A 19,368-nucleotide genomic window follows, 5' to 3' on the forward strand; every position below is an offset into this window, starting at 1 on the left:
GTGACCCATGCGATTTGAAACCCCTCTTGTCCCCGCCCGCCTGATCCGCCGCTACAAACGCTTTCTGGCCGATTGCACGCTGGAGGACGGGCGCGAGGTCACCGCCCATTGCGCCAATCCCGGTTCGATGATGGGGCTGGCCGAACCCGGCACGCGGATCTGGCTGGAACCCAACGACGACCCGAAGAAAAAGCTGAAATACGGCTGGCGGCTGGTAGATCACGAAAACGGCCATTTCACCGGGGTCGATACATCCGTCCCGAACAAGGCCCTGCGCGCCGCGCTTGAGGCGGGGGAGATTCCCGAACTTGCCGCTTATGAAACTGTCCGGGCCGAGGTGAAATATGGTGAAAACAGCCGCATTGATTTCCTGCTGACCCAGCCGGGCCTGCCCGACGCCTATGTCGAAGTCAAAAGCGTGACCTTGTCCCGCCAGCCCGGTCTGGCCGAGTTTCCCGACAGCGTCACCGCGCGCGGCACCAAGCATCTGGGTGAGTTGGCAGCAATGGTGGCGCAGGGACATCGGGCGGTCATGCTGTATCTGGTGCAGCGCACCGATTGCGACCGGTTTGCGCTGGCCGCAGATATCGACCCGACCTATGCGACCGCGTTCCGCGCGGCACAGGCGCAGGGGGTCGAGCATCTGATCTATGGAACGCGGATTTCACCCGAAGGTGTATGGCTGTGCGCAGAAAAACCCCTGCGCACAGCGATGTCCTGACAAGGCCGGGTCAGTCCGGCCTCAGGCTTTAGCCAAAAACGTAAAAGCACAGTTTGTTGCCATCGGGGTCGCGGACATAAGCGCCATAGAATTCGTCCGGCACGCGCTGACCGGGTTCGCCTTCGTCGGTCGCGCCCAGGCTGATCGCCTTGTTGTACAGCACGCCCACTTCGTCCTTTGATTCGGCCGGAAAGGCCACCATGACGCCGTTCCCGCCCGAGCAGCTGCCGCCGTCGAAGGGTTCGCAAATGGCCAGCATCGGCGCAGCGGGGTCGCTGCCGATAAACACGATGCGGCCCGCATCAATCTGAACCTGCGCGTTTTGTTTCGAAAACAGCCCGGTGTAAAATTCTTTGGCCCGGCCCAGATCCGAGACACCGATGGTTACATATCCAATCATGAAATTATCCTGTTTTGAGTGGTTGAGATTGAGGCGCAGTTTCTGCACTGCACCGGGATATACAAATCACGAAAACGGCATCACTTGGCGCAGGCCAGTTTCGGTCGTCACCACGCCAGAGAAGGACGGCGTTCCTGCCGCCGTTTAGTTCCCCCAACGCCCGCTGATCATTGACCCTTTATGTCGGGCCACAGGTCCGCATCCAGATTTTTGACAAAGGGGGCAAGCTGATCCGCCGCCACCTGCCACGCCCCGATCGACGACGTGTTGACCGGTTTGCGCGCTTGTAGATTACTGGCGGTTTTGATGGCGTTGGGCGACTTGTCCGGTGACAACATGCTGTCCTGAAACGGCAGATCGCATATCCGCGCAAGCTGTTTGGCGGTGTCTTCCACATTGTGGACCAGCATTTCGTACCGGATGTCATGAATGCGGCCCGGCAGAACATTGTGCCAGTGCAGCATATAGCGGCGATACCGGTTGGCCTCGGCCGCCATCCATTTCAGGTCATGCGTGTAATACAACCCGCCAGCGCCGAAATTCGCACGCCACATCGACAAGGCGATATCCCGGGGGTCGCGCAGCACGTTCAGGATGATGGCGTTGGGAAATGCCCGCGCGATCTCGCCCAGAAACGCATAGTTTCCGGGGGCCTTGTCCACAAAAGCTGCGGCCCTTTCGGGCAGATTCGGCAGCTTTTCCACATAGAAATCCGCCAGACTATGCGCCGCGCGCCACGCAGGCGGCTGCGTTTCGGCCTGTCTGACCCATTGTTGAACGCTTGCCAGTTCCCCAAACCCATGCACATCGGAATGCCGCGCCAGAATACGCTCGACCAGAGTTGTGCCGGATCTGGGCAGGCCGACAACGAAAACCGGCCGCGAGATATTTGTGTGCGCTTCACCTGACGCCACCGGCAGAGGGGCCGCCAGACGTTTGGCGCACTCTTGCGCGCTGCGGTCTTCCCAGGATTTGAAGCCATCGCGCAACAGCGTGTGGGCCGCGCTCAGCTGGGTCATTTCTTGCGTGGTGTCCTGATCCAGTCGCGCCAGTGTGGCGGCGGCAAAATGTATCTTTGCGGTCTCTTCGGGATTGGCCGCCGGTTCACCATCAAGCGATTGGGAAATCTGGGTCCGCAGCGTTGAAACATCGTCCTGCGTCAGGTTCGGCAGCGTGGCCATCATTTCGATGGTTTCAGAGTGGCCAGGGGTCAGCGCAAGCGCGGCGCGCGCATACTTCAGCGCCTCATCCAGATGTCCCATACCCAGCTGCGCCTTGGCCATACGCAGTTGACCATGTTGGAACTTGGGATGCTGCCTGACCACCTCGGACAGCACGTCGATTGCGCGGTCCCATTGGTGCATTTCGTCCAGAATATCCGCCCGCAGGCACTTGGCATTCAGATTCGCGGGATCACCCTTGAGCACCAGATCAACCGCAGCCAGGGCGTTCTCCAATTCGCGCATATGCAGCAATGCCATGGCACGGATGAACTGTTGGGGCGGTGTCAAAGGCCCGCGTGCGCCGATTTTTGCCAGAAACTGTAACGCGGCCTCGGCGTCGCCGCCCTGCACCAGGCTCAGGCCATAGTTTTGGATCAGCTCGGAATTTCCGGGATCCAGCCGCCAGGCCCGTTCGAAATAAGTCTGGGCCAGTTTGGATTTGCGCTGCTGAACCGCGCACAAACCCGCAAGCCTTGGTAATGCCGCCACATTTGGCCATTTCTTGGCGGCTTTTGTGGCCCGTTTGAACGCCCGTTCTGGCCGACCATTCCTGAGCAACTCACTGATACTGGCCACCTCGGCCTTCAGTTGGTCAGCTTTTTGCATGGCCATGCCCTTCTATCTTTTGCGCATCCGAGCGGATTGGGTTCCGTGCTAATCCATTCCGCCCCGGGGGTCCACCTGAGTTGCAAGCCTGCATCAAGCCCGTCCTTGACTTTGTGGTTTTGCGCCCTCTGGTACTTTCTGCACAAGCAGCGTAAAAGGTGCGCTGCGCGAAATATATGGAGCCCCGCACCGATGAAAGAACATCGTGGCCGTCTGACGAAGGACGGTATCCGCATTTATGAACAGAGTGACTTTGCCGGTATGCACACGGCAGGGGCTTTGGCTGCGCGAATACTCGATGACGTTGCAATCCATGTCTTTCCCGGCCAGAGCACGGCGGAAATCGATCGCCTGATCACGCAAATGGTCGAGGATGCGGGCGCGACTTCGGCCACCATCGGCTACAAAGGTTATCAGCACGCCAGCTGTATCAGCGTGAATCACGTGGTCTGCCACGGCATTCCCGGCGACAAGAAATTGAAGGATGGCGACATCCTGAATATCGACGTCACGGTCATTGTCGACGGCTGGTTCGGCGATACTTCGCGCATGTATGTGGCCGGCAAACTGCCGCGCAAGGCGGAACGTCTGATTCAGGTGACCCATGACGCGCTGTTCAAGGGCATCGAGATGGTCAAACCGGGCAATACATTCGGTGATATCGGCCACGCGATCCAAGCCTATGTCGAGGCGCACCGGATGAGCGTTGTCCGCGATTTCTGCGGCCACGGTCTGGGTCGGGTGTTCCACGCGCCGCCCAACGTGCTGCACTATGGTCGTCCGGGCACCGGTGCCAAGTTGGAAGAAGGCATGTTCTTTACCATCGAACCGATGGTCAATCTGGGCCGCCCCGAGACCAAGACATTGGCCGATGACTGGACCGCTGTGACGCGCGACAAGTCGCTGTCGGCACAGTTCGAGCATTCGGTGGGTGTGACGGCGGATGGGGTCGAGATTTTCACCCTGTCGCCGGGCGGTAAATACCACCCGACCTATTCGTCCTGATCAGCGGCCTGATCGCGCAACAGTTTCAACAGCAGAGTGTCCTGCCCCCATGGCGTAACCGCGTCATGGATGAACACGGGCGCGCGCCGGGGTTTGGGCGGCGGGCCGGTGGCGATGTCGGTATCCTGTGCGAAGGTCCAGAGCGGAGGGGTTACGGCGCGGTCCATGGGCCGGAATGTTAGCACGGTTCGATCAAATTCCCAAAAGCGTCGGAACCTCGGCCATATCTGAAAAGACCTCGGCCCCAAGCGCAGCCAATTGCGCGCCATCCCCGTCGGCGGCATAGCCCAGACAACGCATGTTGGCGCGGATCGCAGCGGTGACACCGCTTGGGCTGTCTTCGATAACCACCGCAGAAGTGGCGCCAAACTGTTCGGCCGCCGCCCGAAACATGGTCGGGTCCGGCTTGCCGACACCCAGCACGTGGGCCGAGAACATCGCGCCTTTGAAGCGGTCCCACACACCGTTCTGGCCCAGCGTGATCCTCATTTTGTCGGGGCTGCCGTTTGAGGCGACACAAAACGGCACCTCCTTTCGGTCAAGATGCGCCAGCAACCCTGGCACCCCTTGGACCAGGGGCACACCCGCCCGCAGGCGGGCATAGGTTTCGGCGTAAACCTCATCAATCCAGTTCTCGGGCAAATCCGCCCCCAGACCGCGCGCGATCTCTTGCGCCCTAGGCATGGTTGTGCCGACAAAAAGGGACATGCATTCCGCCAAACCAAGGTGCAGGCCATAACGTTCCAGGCTGTCGACCAACACTTGATTGGACAGCGGCTCGCTGTCGACCAGAACGCCGTCGCAGTCAAAGATTACCAGATCATGCATTATTGGATCTCCGCCGGTGTCAGGTTTGGAGTAGCCGAGGCCACGCGCAGGTGCAAATCAGACGTCAGCGCGTTTTCGCCCGAACGGTTTCAGCCTGAAACATCCCGCCACATCAACGAGATATGGGTATCCCCATATTTCCGCGCACCCTCTGCCGTGAACCCATCAGGGGCGGTCATTGGGGCGTTCTCTTCCCATACGATCAGGGCATCGTCAGCAACCCAGCCCCCCACTACAGCGGCGCCCAGCGCCTTTTGACCCAGCGCCTTGCCATACGGCGGGTCGAGGAAGATCAGGTCACAGGGCGCACCCGGATTGTCACCCAACCGGGTCGCATCGCGGCGGATCAGCTGGGTGTGGTCGCCGCTGCGGGTCAGGTCGATGTTCTTGCGGATCAGACCCTGCGCCACGCGTCCGTCATCGACAAATATCACATGGGCCGCACCGCGCGACAGCGCCTCAAGCCCCAGCGCGCCGGTGCCTGCAAACAGGTCCAGCACGCGCACCCCGTCAAAGTCGACTTGGTGGCCCAGCACGTTGAACAGGCTTTCGCGTACCCGGTCGGTGGTCGGGCGCAGATGCGCGCCTGCATCCCCTTTGCCGACCGAGGCTAGCGCCCGGCCCCGGAACGCTCCGGCGATGATCCTCACGCTTTGAGCAGCGGTTTCAGATCCGCGTCCGGGTCGGCCACAACAGCCGGATCGGCGGTTTTGCCCGCGTCGATCAGGCGCTTGCCCACCATATAGGCGCGCGGGTCGTTCATCGCGTCCACCGCGATCAGCTGGTCGCCCTTGTAGTACCAGAAGGACACGGTCTGGCCCTCACCCTTGCGGGTCACGACGCGGTCGTACCCGGTGTTCAGACCCGCAATCTGCAGTTTCACGTCATACTGATCCGACCAGAACCAGGGCGTCGCCACATAATCTTTGGCCGCGCCCAGCATGTTCTGGGCCACGATCTCGGCCTGATCAATCGCGTTGGGCACGCTTTCCAGCCGGATACGTTCGCCATTGTGCGGGAAAGAGGCGCAATCGCCCGCCGCCCAGATCGACGGATCGGAGGTGCGGCCATGGGCATCGGTCCTGATGCCGTTGTCCAGTTCAAGCCCTGCCAGCTCGGCCAGTTGGGTTGATGGCGCGATGCCGACACCGACAACGACAAAATCAACCGCCAGCTCGGAACCATCGGTCAGCACCGCCCCGGTCACCTTGCCGTTTTCGCCAACCAGACGGTCCAGCCCGACGCCTTCGCGGATATCGGCCCCGTATTCGCTGTGCAATGTGCGGAAGTAATCGCTGGTTTCCGGCGCGGCGACGCGTTGCAGGATGCGGTCGGCCATTTCGACCAGAGTCACCTTAACCCCGCGTTTGGCGCAGACCGCCGCGGCCTCAAGCCCGATATAGCCGCCGCCCACGATCAGCGCGCGCGCGCCTTCGGTCACAAAAGGCCCCATGTCATCCACATGGGCCAGATCGCGCACCACATGCACGCCGTCCAGATCACCACCAATGGCAGCTGGCAGGCGGCGCGGGTCTGAGCCGGTGGTCAGGGCCAGTTCGTCATAAGAAAGGACCTCATCCCCCAATGTCACGGTCTTGGTCTGTGGGTCGATGCCCGTCACGTACTGGCCCAAACGCAGCGTGATGTTGTTGTCGGCGTAAAAGCTTTCGGGGCGCAGGAACAGGCGTTCCAGCTCCATCTCGCCCAGCAGATAGGCCTTGGACAATGGAGGGCGCTGATAGGGCAAATGCGGCTCGGCCCCGATCAGGGTAATGTCCCCTTCGAACCCGTCCTTGCGCAGCCTTGCAACAAGCGATGCGCCCGCCTGCCCGGCCCCGATCACAACAATATGGCTCATAATACGCTCACCCTGTCGAATTCCCCGTGGTCTCATCCACTGGCTCACCTATATTGCGCATGGGACTGACTCTGCAAATCCAAATGACAGGAGCACAAAAATGATTTCAACAGGTGACACGCTGCCCGACGCAACCCTGACCCGGCTGGGTGCGGAAGGCCCCGAAGAGGTGCGGATTTCAGACAAGACCAAAGGCCGCAAAGTGGTGATCTTTGCAGTGCCCGGCGCATACACGCCAACCTGCCATTCCGCCCATGTACCCAGCTTCATGCGCACCAAGGATCAGTTCGACGCCAAGGGCGTCGATGAGATCATCTGCATATCCGTCAACGACCCGTTTGTGATGAACGCCTGGGGCGAGGCGACCGGCGCAACCGGCGCGGGCCTGACTCTGCTGGCCGATGCGGCATCCGAGTTCACAAAAGCCATCGGCATGGATTTCGATGCCCCGCCCGCCGGTCTGATCGCGCGGTCCAAGCGTTATGCGATGCTGGTCGAAGACGGCAAGGTCACGGCGCTGAACCTGGAAGAAAATCCCGGTGCCTGCGAAGTTTCCGCCGGTGAGGGCCTGCTGGAAGCAATCTGATCAAGCATGGCCCCGGCTGACCTCGGGGCCATGAATGCTATTTAACTTGATGCATCGCCCTGATCTGCCAATATTTAAGGCATACAATCAGGGAGTTCTTTGATGAAACTGAAAGTTATCACTCTATTTCTGGGTACGGCGGGGGCTTTGGCCGCCTGCGGCCCGGCCCCGACACCCCAACAACAGGCGGCCCGACAGCATGAAATCGCCTGCCTCGGCGGCACATTGGGCGGTGCGTTGATCGGCGGCGCGATCGGCAATCAGTTTGGCGGCGGGTCCGGCAAATCGATCCTGACGGCTGCGGGTGCCGCGGCCGGTGGTATCGAAGGCAACAGATTCGCATGCTGAGGAGAGCGGCAATGACACGTGGAATTATCATAACCGCCGCCGTTTTTCTGGCCAGCGTCGCCTCGGCCCAGACCGTTGCGGAACTTCATGAAAATGAGCTGAAGGCCATTGATTCTAACAACGACGGGTTCCTGTCCAAAGACGAATTCAACGCCTTTTCCGATTACGCTTTTCAGGAAATGGACGACGACAAGAACGGCACCCTGGGTCAGGATGAGGCCAAGCCGTTTCTGGACATAAAGCAGTTTCAGAAAACGGACCGCAACAATGATAATCTCGTCTCTCGCGCAGAATATGACGCGCAGATGAACGATGATTTTTCGGCTGCTGACCAAGATGGAAACGGGCAGCTTGATTGATCCGGTGCGGCCCTGCGCAAGCAGGGCCAGTGCAACCAGGCAGGAGCGTGCGATGAACAAATGGCTGTGTCTTGGGGTTCTGGGTGTGTTGGCCGCCTGCGACGCGCCGCAGGCCCCGGTGGTGACCGGGCCGGACGGGCAGCCGCGCATTCAGATCAGCACCAGTGGGCTGACCTGTTACGAAACACGCTGTCTGGATATCAATCCAGCGGCGCGATCTGTGCGAATGATCGGCAATCGGACAACCCGCATTCCGGGTAATATCGACGTCAGCAGCGGTTCGGTCACCCCTGCCGAGTTCCGGCGACTGGGCGAGGTCGCCAGCCTTGCCGGTGGCATGGGATCGCGCGGAGATCGCGGTTAGGCCAGCTTATCCATCTTGCGCGCCAGCTTGGCGTCCAACGCCGACAACCCACCCACGTCATGCGTGGACAGGGTCACCTCGACCGTGCGGTAGACATTGGACCATTCGGGGTGGTGGTTCCACTTCTCGGCAAAAATCGCCACCTGCGTCATCCAGCCAAAGGCGTGAACGAAATCTTCGAAGATAAAGGTCTTTGTGATCGCATCCCGGCCTTCAACCATGGTCCAGCCGTTGTTGAACAGCGGGTCCAGAAGCGGGCCGCGGGTCTCGGTCGACAATAGTTCGGTCATTGCTGTTCCTCCGGGTTCGATTTCCTGAACGGGCCGTATTCCGTCAGAATCTCAATCTCTTCTCCCACTGCGTGGGCCTCGGCGTCCAGATATTTCTTGATCGCTTCGGCAAAGCCGGGGTCATTGACCCAATGCAAGCTATGCGTGCGTATGGGCAAATAGCCGCGCGCCAGTTTGTGTTCACCCTGCGCGCCGGCTTCGACCCGGGTCAGCCCTTTTGCAATGGCGATATCAATCGCCCTATAGTAGCACAATTCGAAATGCAGGCAGGGGTGATGTTCAATGCAGCCCCAATAGCGACCATAAAGCGTTTCACGCCCGATGAAATTCAGCGCCCCGGCTATTGGCTGACCATCACGCTCGGCCAGCACCAGGGCCATATCATCGGTCATGGTTTCCTGTGCGATATCAAAGAACTGGCGGGTCAGATAAGGCATACCCCATTTGCGGGACCCGGTGTCCTGATAGAACTGCCAGAAGGCATCCCAGTGCTCGGGGCGCAGGTCATCGCCGCTCAGCGTGCGGATTTCGCCGCCAAACCCGCAGGCCTGAGTGCGTTCCTTACGGATATTCTTGCGTTTGCGCGACGATAGTGCGGCCAGAAACCCGTCGAAATCCGCGTAGTTGTCATTGAGCCAGTGAAACTGCTGCGACTGGCGCAGCATCAGACCCATCTGCTCACCTGCTAGCGCCTCGTCCTCGGTGCAGAAGGTGGCATGTAACGACGACACCTGATTGTCGGCGGCGAGTTGCACCGCGCCCTGCACCAACGCCGACATGCCCAGCGCCTCGTACCCGGGGCGCACCAGAAAGCGCCGACCCGTGGCAGGTGTGAAAGGCACCGCGATCTGCAGCTTGGGGTAATAGTGCCCGCCCGCGTTTTCATAGGCATGGGCCCAGCTGTGGTCGAAGATGTATTCGCCCTGACTGTGCGACTTGGCGTACATCGGAGCCGCTGCAATCAACATGCCGTCCAGATAGGTGGTCAGATATTGCGGCTGCCAGCCCGTGCCCTGCCCGACCGAGCCGCTGTTTTCCAGCGCCAGCAGGAACCGATGTGTGGTGAACGGGTCCAGCGGACGCCCGCCGTCGGCGACCTCGGGGCAGGCGCAGCCATCCCAGTCCTCTGCAGCAATCTGCGAGAGCGATCCCAGAACCCGAACTTCAATCTGCGCCTGATCCATGTCCCCTCCGCATTTGTTCCTTATCTGTGACGGCGGGAAAAAGGTTCAACCCGGTCTGGGGGCCAAATACCCTTCGAAGGTCACATTGTTGGCTATGGTACGGGCCTGCGTCTCTTGTTCGGGCGATCGCACCGTCCAGCACAGGATCGGCACGCCGCGCGCCTTCAACTCGGCCACACGGGGGCGGGTCAGGTCGGCCATCTCATGGCTGATGAAACTGGCGCCGACCCGGTCGAAATCGGGGATATCGCGCAGGTGGTCGCAGATTTTCTGCGACAGATGCTCGACCTTGGGCTGGTAGGAACAGGTCACAAGGCCGCGCGGAAGATGTGGGGCCAGGCGGGCCAGTTCGGCCACGCTGTTGGGGTTGAACGACATCAGGGCAACTGGCCCGTCATAACCTTGCAGCGCCCGTACCGCGTCCGCCTCAAGCGGGCCAACATCAGTGCCCATCGCGCCGTCCTGATCCTTGAACTCGATCAGCAGCGGCACCTTGCCGCCGACCAACGCAAGCACCTCGTCCAGTGTCGGGATGCCGTCCTCGGCATGCAGCAGCCCGGTGGCCTGCGCCTGCGCCGCCGTCACCTGCCGGATCGGGCCGGGCTGCCCGGTCAGACGGGTCATGTCATAATCATGAAAGACCATGGCGCGGTTGTCTGCGGTCAGTTGCAGGTCAATCTCGATCCCGTACCCGGCTGCAACAGCGGCCCGAATGGCCGCCCGGCTGTTTTCCGGGCGGTTGTCTGTCTTGTCATGCAGCGCCCGATGCGACAGCGGGATCTGCAGGAACGCGGGCGGCAAGGACGGTGTCATTGGACCTCGAAAATACCTTCGATTTCAACGGCCACGCCCAGTGGCAGCGATGCCGCGCTGACCGCAGACCGGGAATGACGGCCCGCGTCGCCCAGCGCTTCGACCAGAAAGTCCGACGCGCCATTGATCACCTGCGGCTGTGCGGTGAAATCAGGGGTCGAGTTCACAAACCCGGTCAGCTTGATCACGCGCACCAGCTTGTTGATATCGCCGCCACAGGCCGCCTTGACCTGCGCCAGCAGGTTGATCGCGCAGACCCGTGCCGCAGCTGCGCCCGCATCCACATCCATGTCGTCGCCCAGCCTGCCGGTGATCAGATCGTCAGCTTTCGATATCTGCCCCGAGACATAGACAATATTGCCCACGCGCACGAAAGGCACGTAATTTGCCGCCGGTGCCGGGGCGTCCGGCAAAGTGACACCCAGGCTTTCCAGTTTCGCTGCGATGCTCATGTACAGGTCCTCACCTAAATTCGACTCGGTGGGACGCTAACCGGGATCAAACGGTTCGGAAAGCGTGAAACCGGCGGATTTATGGTTGTTCGCGCATTCGGCATAACATCTCTTGTTGCGAACTGTTGAACTTGTGTCACTTTACCTCGACCTGCCCGGTGGGTTAAACGCTAGCTGTTTCAATGTGATTGAGAAACACTTATGTGACGTCGAATTGTGCCGTGTAAAGCGGTCCGAAGTAGTATTGATTAATCGTTTGGCCCCATCAAATCCAAACGCGTTGGAGTGGCAAAGACCGTGTTAGGCAAACCCAGCTTAAAGCATCTGATCGCCCTGTCCCTGATGGCAATTCTGGCAGCCTGCGCAAAGCAGCCAGCCGAAGAAGCAGCGCGAAGCGAAGTTTTTGACCCCTATGAGAACGCCAACCGGGGTATCCATAAGTTCAATCTGGGCGTTGACCGGTTTCTGTTCCGCCCTGCGTCGAAAGGGTACGTCAAAATCGTGCCCGATCCGGTGGTTACCAGCTTTAACCACTTTGCCGAAAACCTGACGATGCCCGGGCAAGCGCTGGATTATCTGTTACAGGGCAATATCAAGCAGTCAGGCAATGCGCTGCTGCGTTTTGTGATCAACACGACGGTCGGGGGCGTGGGCCTGTCCGACCCCGCTGACGAGTTGAACCTGCCGCCCGTGGATACGGATTTCGGCGAAACCCTGCATGTCTGGGGTTTTGGTGAAGGCGCTTATGTCGAGCTGCCTCTTTACGGTCCGTCCACCACGCGGGACGCAGTTGGTGTTGTGGTCAATCTGTTTTCGAATCCGATCAACTTTACCCCGGTCCGCCCAGTCGACAACATCGGTGTCTATGCCGAGGTTGTGCGCCGGATGGGGGATCGCGGGCGGTTCTCGGACACTGTCGATTCGATCTTGTATGAAAGCGCCGACAGCTATGCGCAGGCCCGCCTGATCTATCTGCAAAATCGCCGGTTCGAACTGGCAAGGGATGATGAGGACGCCTATCTGGATCTTTATTCCGATCCCTATGCCGAAACCGGAACCGACCCTGTCAGGGACCCCTACCTAGACCCTTACGAGGACCCCTATGCCGAGTAATCATTTGAACAGACGCGGCTTTATCGCCACTGGCCTGGCCAGCATGACGATGACCGCCCTACCCGCCTTTGCCCAGACCGAGGCCAGCGCCAAGGCTCTGGTTGTCAGTGTTGTGGACGAAATCAACCGCGTGATCGCCTCGGGTAAATCCGAAAAAGCCATGCTGCGCGAGTTTGAGAAGGTATTCGTGCAATATGCCGATGTGCCGATCATGGCGCGGTATGTGCTGGGCGTGGACGGGCGATCTGCCAGCCCGAACCAGCTGCGGCAGTTCACCAAGGCGTTTCAGGGCTATATCTCAAACAAATACGGTCGCCGGTTCCGCGAATTCATCGGCGGCAAGGTCACGGTTCGCAACGCACGGAAGATCAAAGCCGGGTATGAGGTGCGCACCTCGGTCAAACTGCAGGGCTCGTCCCCGTTTGACGTGACTTTCCTGGTCTCGGACAAATCGGGTCGCGACAAGTTTTTCAATTTGTTCATCGAAGGGGTGAACATGCTGCTGACCGAACGGACCGAAATCGGCGCCATGCTGGACGCGCGCGGCGGCGACCTGAATCGGTTGATCAAGGATCTGAAACGGGCAGGCTGATCCCATCTGCGAAAAAACGCCGCGCGATTTGGGTCGCGCGGCGTTTTGTTGTTCAGTTCAGCCGTTCGCCGGTTTCTTTGGCAAAATACGACACTTTGCTCATGTCAAAGGCCAGGTTCAGCATCTGACCGGCCTGCGCGCTGGTTTCCGCATGCAGCCGCGCGGTGACCTGCTTTCCGCCAAGCTCTGACACCACATAGGTATCGGCCCCCGCGGGTTCGACCATATCGATCATGCAAGCGGCCTCTTGCACGCCGGCACCGGCGCGAAACCCGGCCTCGGCGATGTCTTCGGGACGCAGGCCCAGGATCACATCCTGCGGCAGCGACAGGCCGCGCGCATCGTTCAGCACCAGCGTCTCGCCCGTCTCGCGTGCGATGGAAATCTGCGTCCCCGATCCGCTGTTCGACGCCTGCGCCGGGATCAGGTTCATCGCGGGCGAGCCCATGAAATCGGCCACAAACAGGTTGGCAGGGTTGTTGTATATCTCGGCCGGGCTGCCGATCTGCTGCACGATGCCGCCCTTCAGAACAACGATCTTGGTCGCCAGCGTCATCGCCTCGATCTGGTCATGGGTCACATAGACGATGGATGCATCCAGCGTCTGGTGCAACTTCTTGATCTCGGTCCGCATCTCGACCCGCAGCTTGGCGTCCAGGTTCGACAACGGCTCGTCAAACAGGAACAGCTTGGGATCACGCACCAGTGCCCGTCCCATCGCCACCCGCTGACGCTGCCCGCCCGACAATTGGCTGGGGCGGCGGTTCAGCAGCGGTTCGATCTGCAACAGCGCAGCGACATCTTTCAGCTTGGCCTCTTGCGTGGCGGCATCGACCCCGCGCACTTTCATGCCAAAGGTGATGTTCTTGGCCACCGACATGGTCGGATACAAAGCGTAAGACTGGAACACCATCGCGATGTCGCGGTCCTTGGGGCTGACGTGGGTCATGTCCTTGCCGCCGATGGACAGCGTGCCGCCGGTGATCGGTTCCAACCCTGCGATACAGTTCAGCAGGGTGGATTTACCGCAACCCGAAGGCCCGACCAGCACCAGGAAATCCCCCGGTTCGATTGAGATGTTGATGTCCTTCAGAATCTCGGTCGCGCCGTAATTCTTGTACAGATTTTGGATATCGAGAATGGGAGCCATGGGTTATCCCTTCACAGAGCCAGCGGTCAGGCCGCGGATGAAATACTTACCGGCAACGACATAGACGAGCAGCGTCGGCAGCCCCGCGATGATCGCGGCGGCCATGTCGACGTTGTATTCTTTGACGCCGGTGGTGGAGTTTACGATGTTGTTAAGCGCCACGGTCACGGGCTGCGTACCCGCCTGGCTGAAAGACACGCCAAACAGGAAGTCGTTCCAGATCTGGGTGAACTGCCAGATCACGGTCACCACGATGATCGGCAGCGACAACGGCATGAAGATCGACCAGAAGATCCGCAGGAACCCGGCCCCATCGACACGGGCTGCCTTGGTCAGCTCGGACGGAATGGTGACATAGTAATTGCGGAAGAACAGCGTGGTGAAGCCCAGCCCATAGATCACATGAACAAAGATCAGCCCCGGAATGGTTCCGGCAATCCCCATCATGCCCAGCAACCGCGCCATCGGCAGCAGCACAACCTGAAACGGGATAAAGCAGCCGAACAGCATCAGCGAGAAGATAATGTTGGCCCCTTTGAACCGCCATTGCGCCACGACATAGCCATTCAGCGCACCGATCAGGGTCGACAAAAACACCGCAGGCACCGCGATCAGGACCGAGTTCCAGAAGTAAGGCCGCAGACCTTCACACTGGATACCGGTACAAGCCCCGGACCATGCGGTTTTCCAGGCGTCGAAGCTGACTTCGCGCGGCAGAGAGATCAGGGACCCGGTGCGGATTTCCTCAAGGCTTTTCAACGATGTGGTTAACATCACGAACAGCGGCATCAGGTAGTACAGCGCGAACAGGCCCAGCAGGACGTAAAGCAGCCAACGAAGGGCAATCTTGCCGGTGGCGCTCTGCGAGCGGGTTTGGGCTTGGGGCATCGACAGATCAGTCATTTTTCGCCCTCAGTTCTGAATAAAGATAAGGCACCACGATGGCAAAGACGACCAGCATCATGATCATCGCGGAAGACGCCGCCTGACCGATATCGCCGCGCGAAAACGCCATGGCGTACATGTAGGTTGCGGGCAGATCGGTCGCATAACCCGGACCACCACCTGTCAAGGCGATGACCAGATCAAAGCTTTTGATCGCAAGGTGTGCCAGAACGATAAAGGCAGACAGGAAGATCGGGGCCATCGACGGGATGATGATCGCGGTATAGATGCGCCACGTGGGGATACCATCGACCTGCGCGGCCTTGATGATCTCACCGTCCACCGACCGCAGCCCGGCCAGAAACAGCGCCATCACAAAGCCCGAGCTTTGCCAGATCGCAGCCAGAACGATGGTGTAGATTGCGTAATCGGGGTTCACCAGCCAGTCGAATTCGAAATTCGGAAAGCCCCAGCCCTGTACCATGGATTCAATGCCCAGACCCGGGTTCAAAATCCACTTCCACGCGGTACCTGTCACGATCATCGACAGCGCCATAGGGTACAAATAGATGGTGCGGATCGCCCCTTCGACGCGGATCTTCTGATCCAGCAGGATGGCCAGCAACAGACCCAGCACCATCGCAATAACGATGAACAGCGCACCAAACAGGTACAGGTTGTTGATTGCCGTATCCCAACGGGGGGAATCGAACAGGCGCTCATACTGAATGAAGCCATGAATCTCGTATTTCGGCAGTAGTTTCGATCGGGTCAGCGACACCCATGCGGTCCATCCGATAAATCCATAGACAAAGATCAATACGGCGATGAACGACGGTGCCAGCACCACCTTGGGCAGGTGGTTTTCCAGCCATTCGGACATTTTAGCCTCCGGGGGAGTTTGCCCTGCCCCGCATAACAGGGGGCAGGGCCGGTAGGATCAGTAGCTGTTGGCCACCGCGTCCGCCAGTTGCTGAACCGCGTCAGCCGAGGACATATCCGAGTTGAAATGCGCGGTTACAACATCCGTGATCGCACCGGACTGCGACCCGCGCAGCGCCATGCCATGGGCATAAGACGGCAGCAACGAACCTGCGGCCGAGGTCGAGCCCATTTCTTCGGCCGACAGGTTGGCGCAGATGTCAAAGTCATCCAGTGCCACATCGGTTCGCGCGGGGATCGAGCCTTTGTTCAGGTTGAACACCTTCTGGAAGTTCGGCGCAACGATCAGCTTGGCCAGCAATTCTTGACCGGCTTTCTTGTCGTCACCGTCCACGCTGAACATGGCAAAGCTGTCGACGTTGTACAGATATCCGTCGCCGGGGGTCGAGGCGCACAGGAAATCTTCACCGGGGGTTTTGCCAGCCGCCAGAAACTCACCCTTGGCCCAGTCGCCCATGATCTGGAACGCGGCCTCGCCATTCATCACCATGGCAGTGGCCAGATTCCAGTCACGACCCGAGAAGTTTTCGTCCACAAAGCCGCGCATCGTGCGCATCTGGTCAAAGACCTGAACCATCGTGTCCGAGGTCAGCGCCTCGGGGTCCAGATCGACCAGCGCTTTTTGATAGAATTCGGGCCCACCGATGCCCAGCAGAACCGCTTCGAACACAGTGGCGTCTTGCCAGGATTGACCGCCATGGGCCAGCGGGATCACACCGGCATCCATCAGCTTGACGGCGGCAGCGTTGAATTCATCCCATGTGGTCGGCATTTCGATGCCATTGGCGGCCAGAACATCTGCGTTGGCCCAAATCCAGTCGACGCGGTGCACGTTCACCGGTGCGGCGCACCATGTGCCCTCACATTTCATGTGACCGGCAATGGACGCGGGCAGTACTTCTGCCCAGCCTTCAGCCTCGGCCACGCCCGAGATATCGGCCAGAACCCCCTCTTCGTACCATTCCTGAATGGCGGGGCCTTTCAGTTGCACGGCGGTTGGCGCGTTTCCGGACAGAACACGGGCGCGAAGGGCGGTCATGGCCGCATCCCCGCCGCCACCGGCGACCGGCATATCAGTCCAGGTGCCACCGTTCGAGGCGAATTCCTCTTGCAGAACGGCAACCGATTTGGCCTCACCGCCCGACGTCCACCAATGCAGAACTTCGGCCTCTGGTTCGGCCAGAACCGACGACCCGGCTGCTACAGCCAGCGTCGATACAGTTGCTAACGCAAAACGCTTCATTTCGTGTCTCCTCCCTGAGAACTCAGTGACTGCAAAAGCAGCGATGCCCGCCATACTGAGACCTGATCCCCGTCTGGCAACGCGTAATTCGCCGCAAAACCTTGTCACTACCCAATTTTTCACCGCTTTTGTTACAGCGTGTTACGTTGACATTGAATCTGTTTCCATTCGTTACAATGGACAACGCAAGCAGGGCACAGACCGAGAGGGCAATCAGAGTGAACATTCCGCGGCTGTTGGTGGTGGATGACGACCCCGAAATGCGGTCGATGATGACCCAGTTTCTGCATCAAAACGGGTTTATCGCCCTGCCCGCCAGCTCTGAGGCCGAGATTCGCACGCATCTGACGGCGGGGCGCATTGATCTGATCCTGCTGGATGTGATGCTGGGCGATGAAAACGGTATCGAGATATGTGCCCGCCTGCGGGCCGAACAGGATGTGCCGATCATCCTGGTCTCGGCCCTATCGGCGGATCATCAGCGCATGGCCGGATATGAGGTGGGTGCCGACGACTATATCGCCAAACCGTTCAATCCACAGCTGTTGCTGGCCCGGGTCCGTGCGGTGATGCAACGCGCCCGGCGCACACCCTCGCTGGCTTATCGCCGCCGCACGCGCAGTTTTCAGTTCAACGCCTGGACCTATGACGGCAAACGGGACGAGGTGCATTCGCCCGAGGGCTATCTGGTCTCGCTGTCGCAACGGGAAACCGCGCTGCTCAAGGTGCTGCTGGCCAACCCGCATATTCCCCTAACCCGGGATGAGATCGCCGCCGCGCTGGACGTAACCGGCGAGGGCGACAAGCCCGAGGCACAGGGCCGCGCCATCGATATGCTGGTGGGGCGTCTGCGCTGCAAGATCGAGGCCAACCCGAAAGACCCGCAGATGCTGCGTACAGAACGCGGGGTTGGATATATCTTTGCCGCCGAGGTTACGGTGGAAGAGGACGCATGACCGGACGCACCCCGCGCCTGCGCAGCCTGGGTTGGATCTGGACCGGGGCGGCCTTTGCCTCGGGCCTGTTGTCTGCGGGGTTGTGGTTTGCCTCGGCCCGCGCGTGGGACAGTTTTCTGACCCACGCCTATGTCGCCGGGTTCGCCGTCTACGAAGAGTTGCGGGTTGGCGGGACACCGCCACCGGGGATCAGGATCACCCCGTTGCCGCCCGGGGCGGCGCAATTGGCGGATGCCGGGCAGTTCGAACAATTGCCCGGCCTGTCGGACCGCAGCTTTGTCACCAACCTGTCGATCCGGACCAACAATTCCGCCCCTCTCAGCGGGCGCGAACTGACATTGGCGGTGATGTCCGACCGGTTGGTCTATCCCGTGTCCGATATTCTGTCGCGCACTGACCAGACCGGACCCGAGAAGATGGGCAACCTGACCCGCCTGCTGGCCACCTATTGCAGCGAACCGGTCCTGATCGCACGGTTCGGGCGCAACCCCTGGCAGCGGGTGGACGGGACCGATCTCTGGGGCTGCAAGGCCGCACCCACCGACCTGCGCCTGCCTGCCATTCTGGCCGCGATTGTCGCGCTGGCAGTCATTTTAACGTCGGTCGGCAATGTTTCGGACAGTTTCACCCGGTTCTCGACCGCCCTGCGCGACCGCAAACGCCGGGGCGGGCCAAACAGCTATGAACCCGACGGCCCGGCAGAGCTGCGTGAGATCGTATTGGCGGTGAATGATCATCTGGATGCCGAACGTGCACAGTTGGAAAAACGTGCCACCGTTCTGTCCGGGGTCAGCCATGATCTGGGCACGCCCGCCACCCGCGTCCGCCTGCGTGCGGCGTTGATCGCCGATGACGAGCTGCGCGAAAAGCTTGAGGCGGATGTGGATCAGATGACCGGCATGATCGAAAGCGTGCTGACCTATACGCGATCGGAACTCAGCATCGAAGAACCACGGCAGATTTCACTGACGTCTCTGGTCGAGGCTCTGGTCGCCGACTATCAGGACATGGACTTGCCGGTGACGCTAAGGAAAATCGCCCCGGTCGCGGTTGCGGGCGCGACCTCGGTCTTCATGTCGCGGCGCGGGCATGGGTCGCTGCCGGAAACGCGGCGCATGTTGGTGATGGGGCGGCCGGTCTCTCTCAGACGGGCGCTGACCAATCTGGTCGACAATGCGCTGAAGTATGGCCGCCACGCCGAGGTTCAGCTGGAAACCGACGCCCGAACGGCGACCATCACCGTCGAAGACAAGGGGGCTGACTTATCTGTTTCAGATATCGAGGCCCTGATGGCGCCGTTTCGGCGCGGGTCCAACATCGGGTCTTCTGACGGGTTCGGGCTGGGCCTGACCATCGTCGCCACCGTTGCCGAACAGCATGGCGGCACATTGCGTTTCGAATCCGGCGAGCAGGGCCTGCGCGCGAGATTGCAAATCACCCGGCAATGACC

The 19,368-nt window shown here is 60.1% G+C and carries 24 protein-coding genes; 10 read left to right on the top strand and 14 right to left on the bottom strand.

Annotated elements, in window-relative coordinates:
* Window positions 1-7 precede the first annotated feature (7 nt).
* The gene (gene sfsA / locus JT51_RS14165; RefSeq protein ID WP_037313728.1) at window positions 8-721 is read left to right on the top strand and encodes a DNA/RNA nuclease SfsA; all 714 of its coding nucleotides are present in this window, start codon (window positions 8-10) and stop codon (window positions 719-721) included.
* A 28-nt stretch (window positions 722-749) separates the two neighbouring features.
* On the opposite strand, the gene JT51_RS14170 is transcribed toward sfsA, so the two are convergent.
* A complete protein-coding gene (locus JT51_RS14170; protein WP_037314341.1) occupies window positions 750-1,121 on the bottom strand; it encodes a VOC family protein in 372 nt (123 codons plus the stop codon).
* A gap of 167 nt (window positions 1,122-1,288) precedes the next feature.
* Window positions 1,289-2,950, bottom strand: a complete 1,662-nt coding sequence (locus JT51_RS14175; protein WP_160175191.1) for a tetratricopeptide repeat-containing sulfotransferase family protein — start codon at window positions 2,948-2,950, stop codon at window positions 1,289-1,291.
* 192 nt (window positions 2,951-3,142) lie between these two features.
* Between JT51_RS14175 and map the strand changes: the two genes are divergently transcribed.
* Window positions 3,143-3,955 (top strand): type I methionyl aminopeptidase, encoded by an 813-nt coding sequence (gene map, locus JT51_RS14180; RefSeq protein ID WP_037313730.1) that lies wholly within the window; start codon window positions 3,143-3,145, stop codon window positions 3,953-3,955.
* Here map and JT51_RS14185 read toward each other — a convergent pair.
* From JT51_RS14185 to JT51_RS14200, 4 genes are all read right to left on the bottom strand, one after another.
* Window positions 3,943-4,122 carry a hypothetical protein gene (locus JT51_RS14185; protein ID WP_037313731.1) on the bottom strand — a complete coding sequence of 60 codons (180 nt, stop codon included), beginning with the start codon at window positions 4,120-4,122 and terminating at the stop codon, window positions 3,943-3,945. The genes map and JT51_RS14185 overlap by 13 nt on opposite strands.
* A gap of 25 nt (window positions 4,123-4,147) precedes the next feature.
* Window positions 4,148-4,783 carry an HAD family hydrolase gene (locus JT51_RS14190; protein WP_037313732.1) on the bottom strand — a complete coding sequence of 212 codons (636 nt, stop codon included), beginning with the start codon at window positions 4,781-4,783 and terminating at the stop codon, window positions 4,148-4,150.
* A gap of 89 nt (window positions 4,784-4,872) precedes the next feature.
* A complete protein-coding gene (rsmD, locus tag JT51_RS14195; RefSeq protein WP_037313734.1) occupies window positions 4,873-5,433 on the bottom strand; it encodes a 16S rRNA (guanine(966)-N(2))-methyltransferase RsmD in 561 nt (186 codons plus the stop codon).
* Window positions 5,430-6,641, bottom strand: a complete 1,212-nt coding sequence (locus JT51_RS14200) for an NAD(P)/FAD-dependent oxidoreductase (protein WP_037313736.1) — start codon at window positions 6,639-6,641, stop codon at window positions 5,430-5,432. The genes rsmD and JT51_RS14200 overlap by 4 nt, the downstream gene beginning before the upstream one ends.
* 100 nt (window positions 6,642-6,741) lie before the next feature.
* On the opposite strand from JT51_RS14200, the gene JT51_RS14205 reads away from it, so the two are divergent.
* The 4 genes from JT51_RS14205 (at window position 6,742) to JT51_RS14220 (ending at window position 8,298) form a co-directional block, all read left to right on the top strand.
* Window positions 6,742-7,227: a peroxiredoxin gene (locus JT51_RS14205; protein WP_037313738.1), complete on the top strand. Its 486-nt coding sequence runs from the start codon at window positions 6,742-6,744 to the stop codon at window positions 7,225-7,227.
* 102 nt (window positions 7,228-7,329) lie between these two features.
* Window positions 7,330-7,575 carry a glycine zipper 2TM domain-containing protein gene (locus JT51_RS14210; RefSeq protein WP_037313740.1) on the top strand — a complete coding sequence of 82 codons (246 nt, stop codon included), beginning with the start codon at window positions 7,330-7,332 and terminating at the stop codon, window positions 7,573-7,575.
* 11 nt (window positions 7,576-7,586) lie between these two features.
* A complete protein-coding gene (locus tag JT51_RS14215; protein WP_081894700.1) occupies window positions 7,587-7,934 on the top strand; it encodes an EF-hand domain-containing protein in 348 nt (115 codons plus the stop codon).
* Window positions 7,935-7,986: 52 nt separating this feature from the next.
* Window positions 7,987-8,298, top strand: coding sequence for a hypothetical protein (locus tag JT51_RS14220; RefSeq protein ID WP_037314343.1), 312 nt, complete (start codon window positions 7,987-7,989; stop codon window positions 8,296-8,298).
* On the opposite strand, the gene JT51_RS14225 is transcribed toward JT51_RS14220, so the two are convergent.
* The 4 genes from JT51_RS14225 to JT51_RS14240 are packed head-to-tail and all read right to left on the bottom strand — an operon-like array spanning window position 8,295 to window position 11,037.
* Complete coding sequence (locus tag JT51_RS14225; protein WP_037313747.1) at window positions 8,295-8,588, bottom strand: 4a-hydroxytetrahydrobiopterin dehydratase; 294 nt, start codon at window positions 8,586-8,588, stop codon at window positions 8,295-8,297. The two genes, JT51_RS14220 and JT51_RS14225, sit on opposite strands and share 4 nt — an antisense overlap.
* A complete protein-coding gene (locus JT51_RS14230; protein WP_037313750.1) occupies window positions 8,585-9,772 on the bottom strand; it encodes a GNAT family N-acetyltransferase in 1,188 nt (395 codons plus the stop codon). The genes JT51_RS14225 and JT51_RS14230 overlap by 4 nt, the downstream gene beginning before the upstream one ends.
* Window positions 9,773-9,817: 45 nt before the next feature.
* Window positions 9,818-10,585: a glycerophosphodiester phosphodiesterase family protein gene (locus JT51_RS14235; RefSeq protein ID WP_037313753.1), complete on the bottom strand. Its 768-nt coding sequence runs from the start codon at window positions 10,583-10,585 to the stop codon at window positions 9,818-9,820.
* Window positions 10,582-11,037 carry a RidA family protein gene (locus tag JT51_RS14240; protein WP_037313756.1) on the bottom strand — a complete coding sequence of 152 codons (456 nt, stop codon included), beginning with the start codon at window positions 11,035-11,037 and terminating at the stop codon, window positions 10,582-10,584. Before JT51_RS14240 ends, JT51_RS14235 begins: the two co-directional genes overlap by 4 nt.
* A 342-nt stretch (window positions 11,038-11,379) precedes the next feature.
* On the opposite strand from JT51_RS14240, the gene JT51_RS14245 reads away from it, so the two are divergent.
* Together JT51_RS14245 and JT51_RS14250 are read left to right on the top strand one after the other, a co-directional pair.
* Window positions 11,380-12,150, top strand: coding sequence for a VacJ family lipoprotein (locus JT51_RS14245; protein ID WP_051927595.1), 771 nt, complete (start codon window positions 11,380-11,382; stop codon window positions 12,148-12,150).
* A complete protein-coding gene (locus JT51_RS14250; RefSeq protein WP_037313759.1) occupies window positions 12,140-12,742 on the top strand; it encodes an MlaC/ttg2D family ABC transporter substrate-binding protein in 603 nt (200 codons plus the stop codon). The genes JT51_RS14245 and JT51_RS14250 overlap by 11 nt, the downstream gene beginning before the upstream one ends.
* A 52-nt stretch (window positions 12,743-12,794) precedes the next feature.
* Here JT51_RS14250 and JT51_RS14255 read toward each other — a convergent pair whose 3' ends face one another.
* The 4 genes from JT51_RS14255 to JT51_RS14270 are packed head-to-tail and all read right to left on the bottom strand — an operon-like array spanning window position 12,795 to window position 16,962.
* Window positions 12,795-13,892, bottom strand: a complete 1,098-nt coding sequence (locus JT51_RS14255; RefSeq protein WP_037313762.1) for an ABC transporter ATP-binding protein — start codon at window positions 13,890-13,892, stop codon at window positions 12,795-12,797.
* Between the two features lie 3 nt (window positions 13,893-13,895).
* Window positions 13,896-14,795: a carbohydrate ABC transporter permease gene (locus tag JT51_RS14260; RefSeq protein WP_037313765.1), complete on the bottom strand. Its 900-nt coding sequence runs from the start codon at window positions 14,793-14,795 to the stop codon at window positions 13,896-13,898.
* Window positions 14,788-15,660, bottom strand: a complete 873-nt coding sequence (locus JT51_RS14265; RefSeq protein WP_037313767.1) for a carbohydrate ABC transporter permease — start codon at window positions 15,658-15,660, stop codon at window positions 14,788-14,790. Before JT51_RS14265 ends, JT51_RS14260 begins: the two co-directional genes overlap by 8 nt.
* A 57-nt stretch (window positions 15,661-15,717) precedes the next feature.
* Window positions 15,718-16,962, bottom strand: coding sequence for an ABC transporter substrate-binding protein (locus JT51_RS14270; RefSeq protein ID WP_037313769.1), 1,245 nt, complete (start codon window positions 16,960-16,962; stop codon window positions 15,718-15,720).
* Between the two features lie 218 nt (window positions 16,963-17,180).
* Between JT51_RS14270 and JT51_RS14275 the strand changes: the two genes are divergently transcribed.
* Together JT51_RS14275 and JT51_RS14280 are read left to right on the top strand one after the other, a co-directional pair.
* Window positions 17,181-17,918, top strand: coding sequence for a response regulator transcription factor (locus tag JT51_RS14275; protein ID WP_037314351.1), 738 nt, complete (start codon window positions 17,181-17,183; stop codon window positions 17,916-17,918).
* Entirely contained in the window at window positions 17,915-19,366 is a 1,452-nt protein-coding gene (locus tag JT51_RS14280) for a sensor histidine kinase (protein WP_037313771.1), read from the top strand. Before JT51_RS14275 ends, JT51_RS14280 begins: the two co-directional genes overlap by 4 nt.
* Window positions 19,367-19,368: the final 2 nt, after the last annotated feature.

Origin of the sequence: Ruegeria halocynthiae, assembly GCF_000743705.1 — a bacterium.
Classification (GTDB): Bacteria; Pseudomonadota; Alphaproteobacteria; order Rhodobacterales; family Rhodobacteraceae; genus Ruegeria; species Ruegeria halocynthiae_B.

Excerpts from the sequence above, each read along its gene's own strand:
- sfsA (WP_037313728.1), top strand. The coding sequence starts at position 8 with ATGCGATTTGAAACCCCTCTTGTCCCCGCCCGCCTGATCCGCCGCTAC.
- JT51_RS14170 (WP_037314341.1), bottom strand. The coding sequence starts at position 1,121 with ATGATTGGATATGTAACCATCGGTGTCTCGGATCTGGGCCGGGCCAAA.
- JT51_RS14175 (WP_160175191.1), bottom strand. The coding sequence starts at position 2,950 with ATGCAAAAAGCTGACCAACTGAAGGCCGAGGTGGCCAGTATCAGTGAG.
- map (WP_037313730.1), top strand. The coding sequence starts at position 3,143 with ATGAAAGAACATCGTGGCCGTCTGACGAAGGACGGTATCCGCATTTAT.
- JT51_RS14185 (WP_037313731.1), bottom strand. The coding sequence starts at position 4,122 with ATGGACCGCGCCGTAACCCCTCCGCTCTGGACCTTCGCACAGGATACC.
- JT51_RS14190 (WP_037313732.1), bottom strand. The coding sequence starts at position 4,783 with ATGCATGATCTGGTAATCTTTGACTGCGACGGCGTTCTGGTCGACAGC.
- JT51_RS14200 (WP_037313736.1), bottom strand. The coding sequence starts at position 6,641 with ATGAGCCATATTGTTGTGATCGGGGCCGGGCAGGCGGGCGCATCGCTT.
- JT51_RS14205 (WP_037313738.1), top strand. The coding sequence starts at position 6,742 with ATGATTTCAACAGGTGACACGCTGCCCGACGCAACCCTGACCCGGCTG.
- JT51_RS14210 (WP_037313740.1), top strand. The coding sequence starts at position 7,330 with ATGAAACTGAAAGTTATCACTCTATTTCTGGGTACGGCGGGGGCTTTG.
- JT51_RS14215 (WP_081894700.1), top strand. The coding sequence starts at position 7,587 with ATGACACGTGGAATTATCATAACCGCCGCCGTTTTTCTGGCCAGCGTC.
- JT51_RS14220 (WP_037314343.1), top strand. The coding sequence starts at position 7,987 with ATGAACAAATGGCTGTGTCTTGGGGTTCTGGGTGTGTTGGCCGCCTGC.
- JT51_RS14225 (WP_037313747.1), bottom strand. The coding sequence starts at position 8,588 with ATGACCGAACTATTGTCGACCGAGACCCGCGGCCCGCTTCTGGACCCG.
- JT51_RS14230 (WP_037313750.1), bottom strand. The coding sequence starts at position 9,772 with ATGGATCAGGCGCAGATTGAAGTTCGGGTTCTGGGATCGCTCTCGCAG.
- JT51_RS14235 (WP_037313753.1), bottom strand. The coding sequence starts at position 10,585 with ATGACACCGTCCTTGCCGCCCGCGTTCCTGCAGATCCCGCTGTCGCAT.
- JT51_RS14240 (WP_037313756.1), bottom strand. The coding sequence starts at position 11,037 with ATGAGCATCGCAGCGAAACTGGAAAGCCTGGGTGTCACTTTGCCGGAC.
- JT51_RS14245 (WP_051927595.1), top strand. The coding sequence starts at position 11,380 with ATGGCAATTCTGGCAGCCTGCGCAAAGCAGCCAGCCGAAGAAGCAGCG.
- JT51_RS14250 (WP_037313759.1), top strand. The coding sequence starts at position 12,140 with ATGCCGAGTAATCATTTGAACAGACGCGGCTTTATCGCCACTGGCCTG.
- JT51_RS14255 (WP_037313762.1), bottom strand. The coding sequence starts at position 13,892 with ATGGCTCCCATTCTCGATATCCAAAATCTGTACAAGAATTACGGCGCG.
- JT51_RS14260 (WP_037313765.1), bottom strand. The coding sequence starts at position 14,795 with ATGACTGATCTGTCGATGCCCCAAGCCCAAACCCGCTCGCAGAGCGCC.
- JT51_RS14265 (WP_037313767.1), bottom strand. The coding sequence starts at position 15,660 with ATGTCCGAATGGCTGGAAAACCACCTGCCCAAGGTGGTGCTGGCACCG.
- JT51_RS14270 (WP_037313769.1), bottom strand. The coding sequence starts at position 16,962 with ATGAAGCGTTTTGCGTTAGCAACTGTATCGACGCTGGCTGTAGCAGCC.
- JT51_RS14280 (WP_037313771.1), top strand. The coding sequence starts at position 17,915 with ATGACCGGACGCACCCCGCGCCTGCGCAGCCTGGGTTGGATCTGGACC.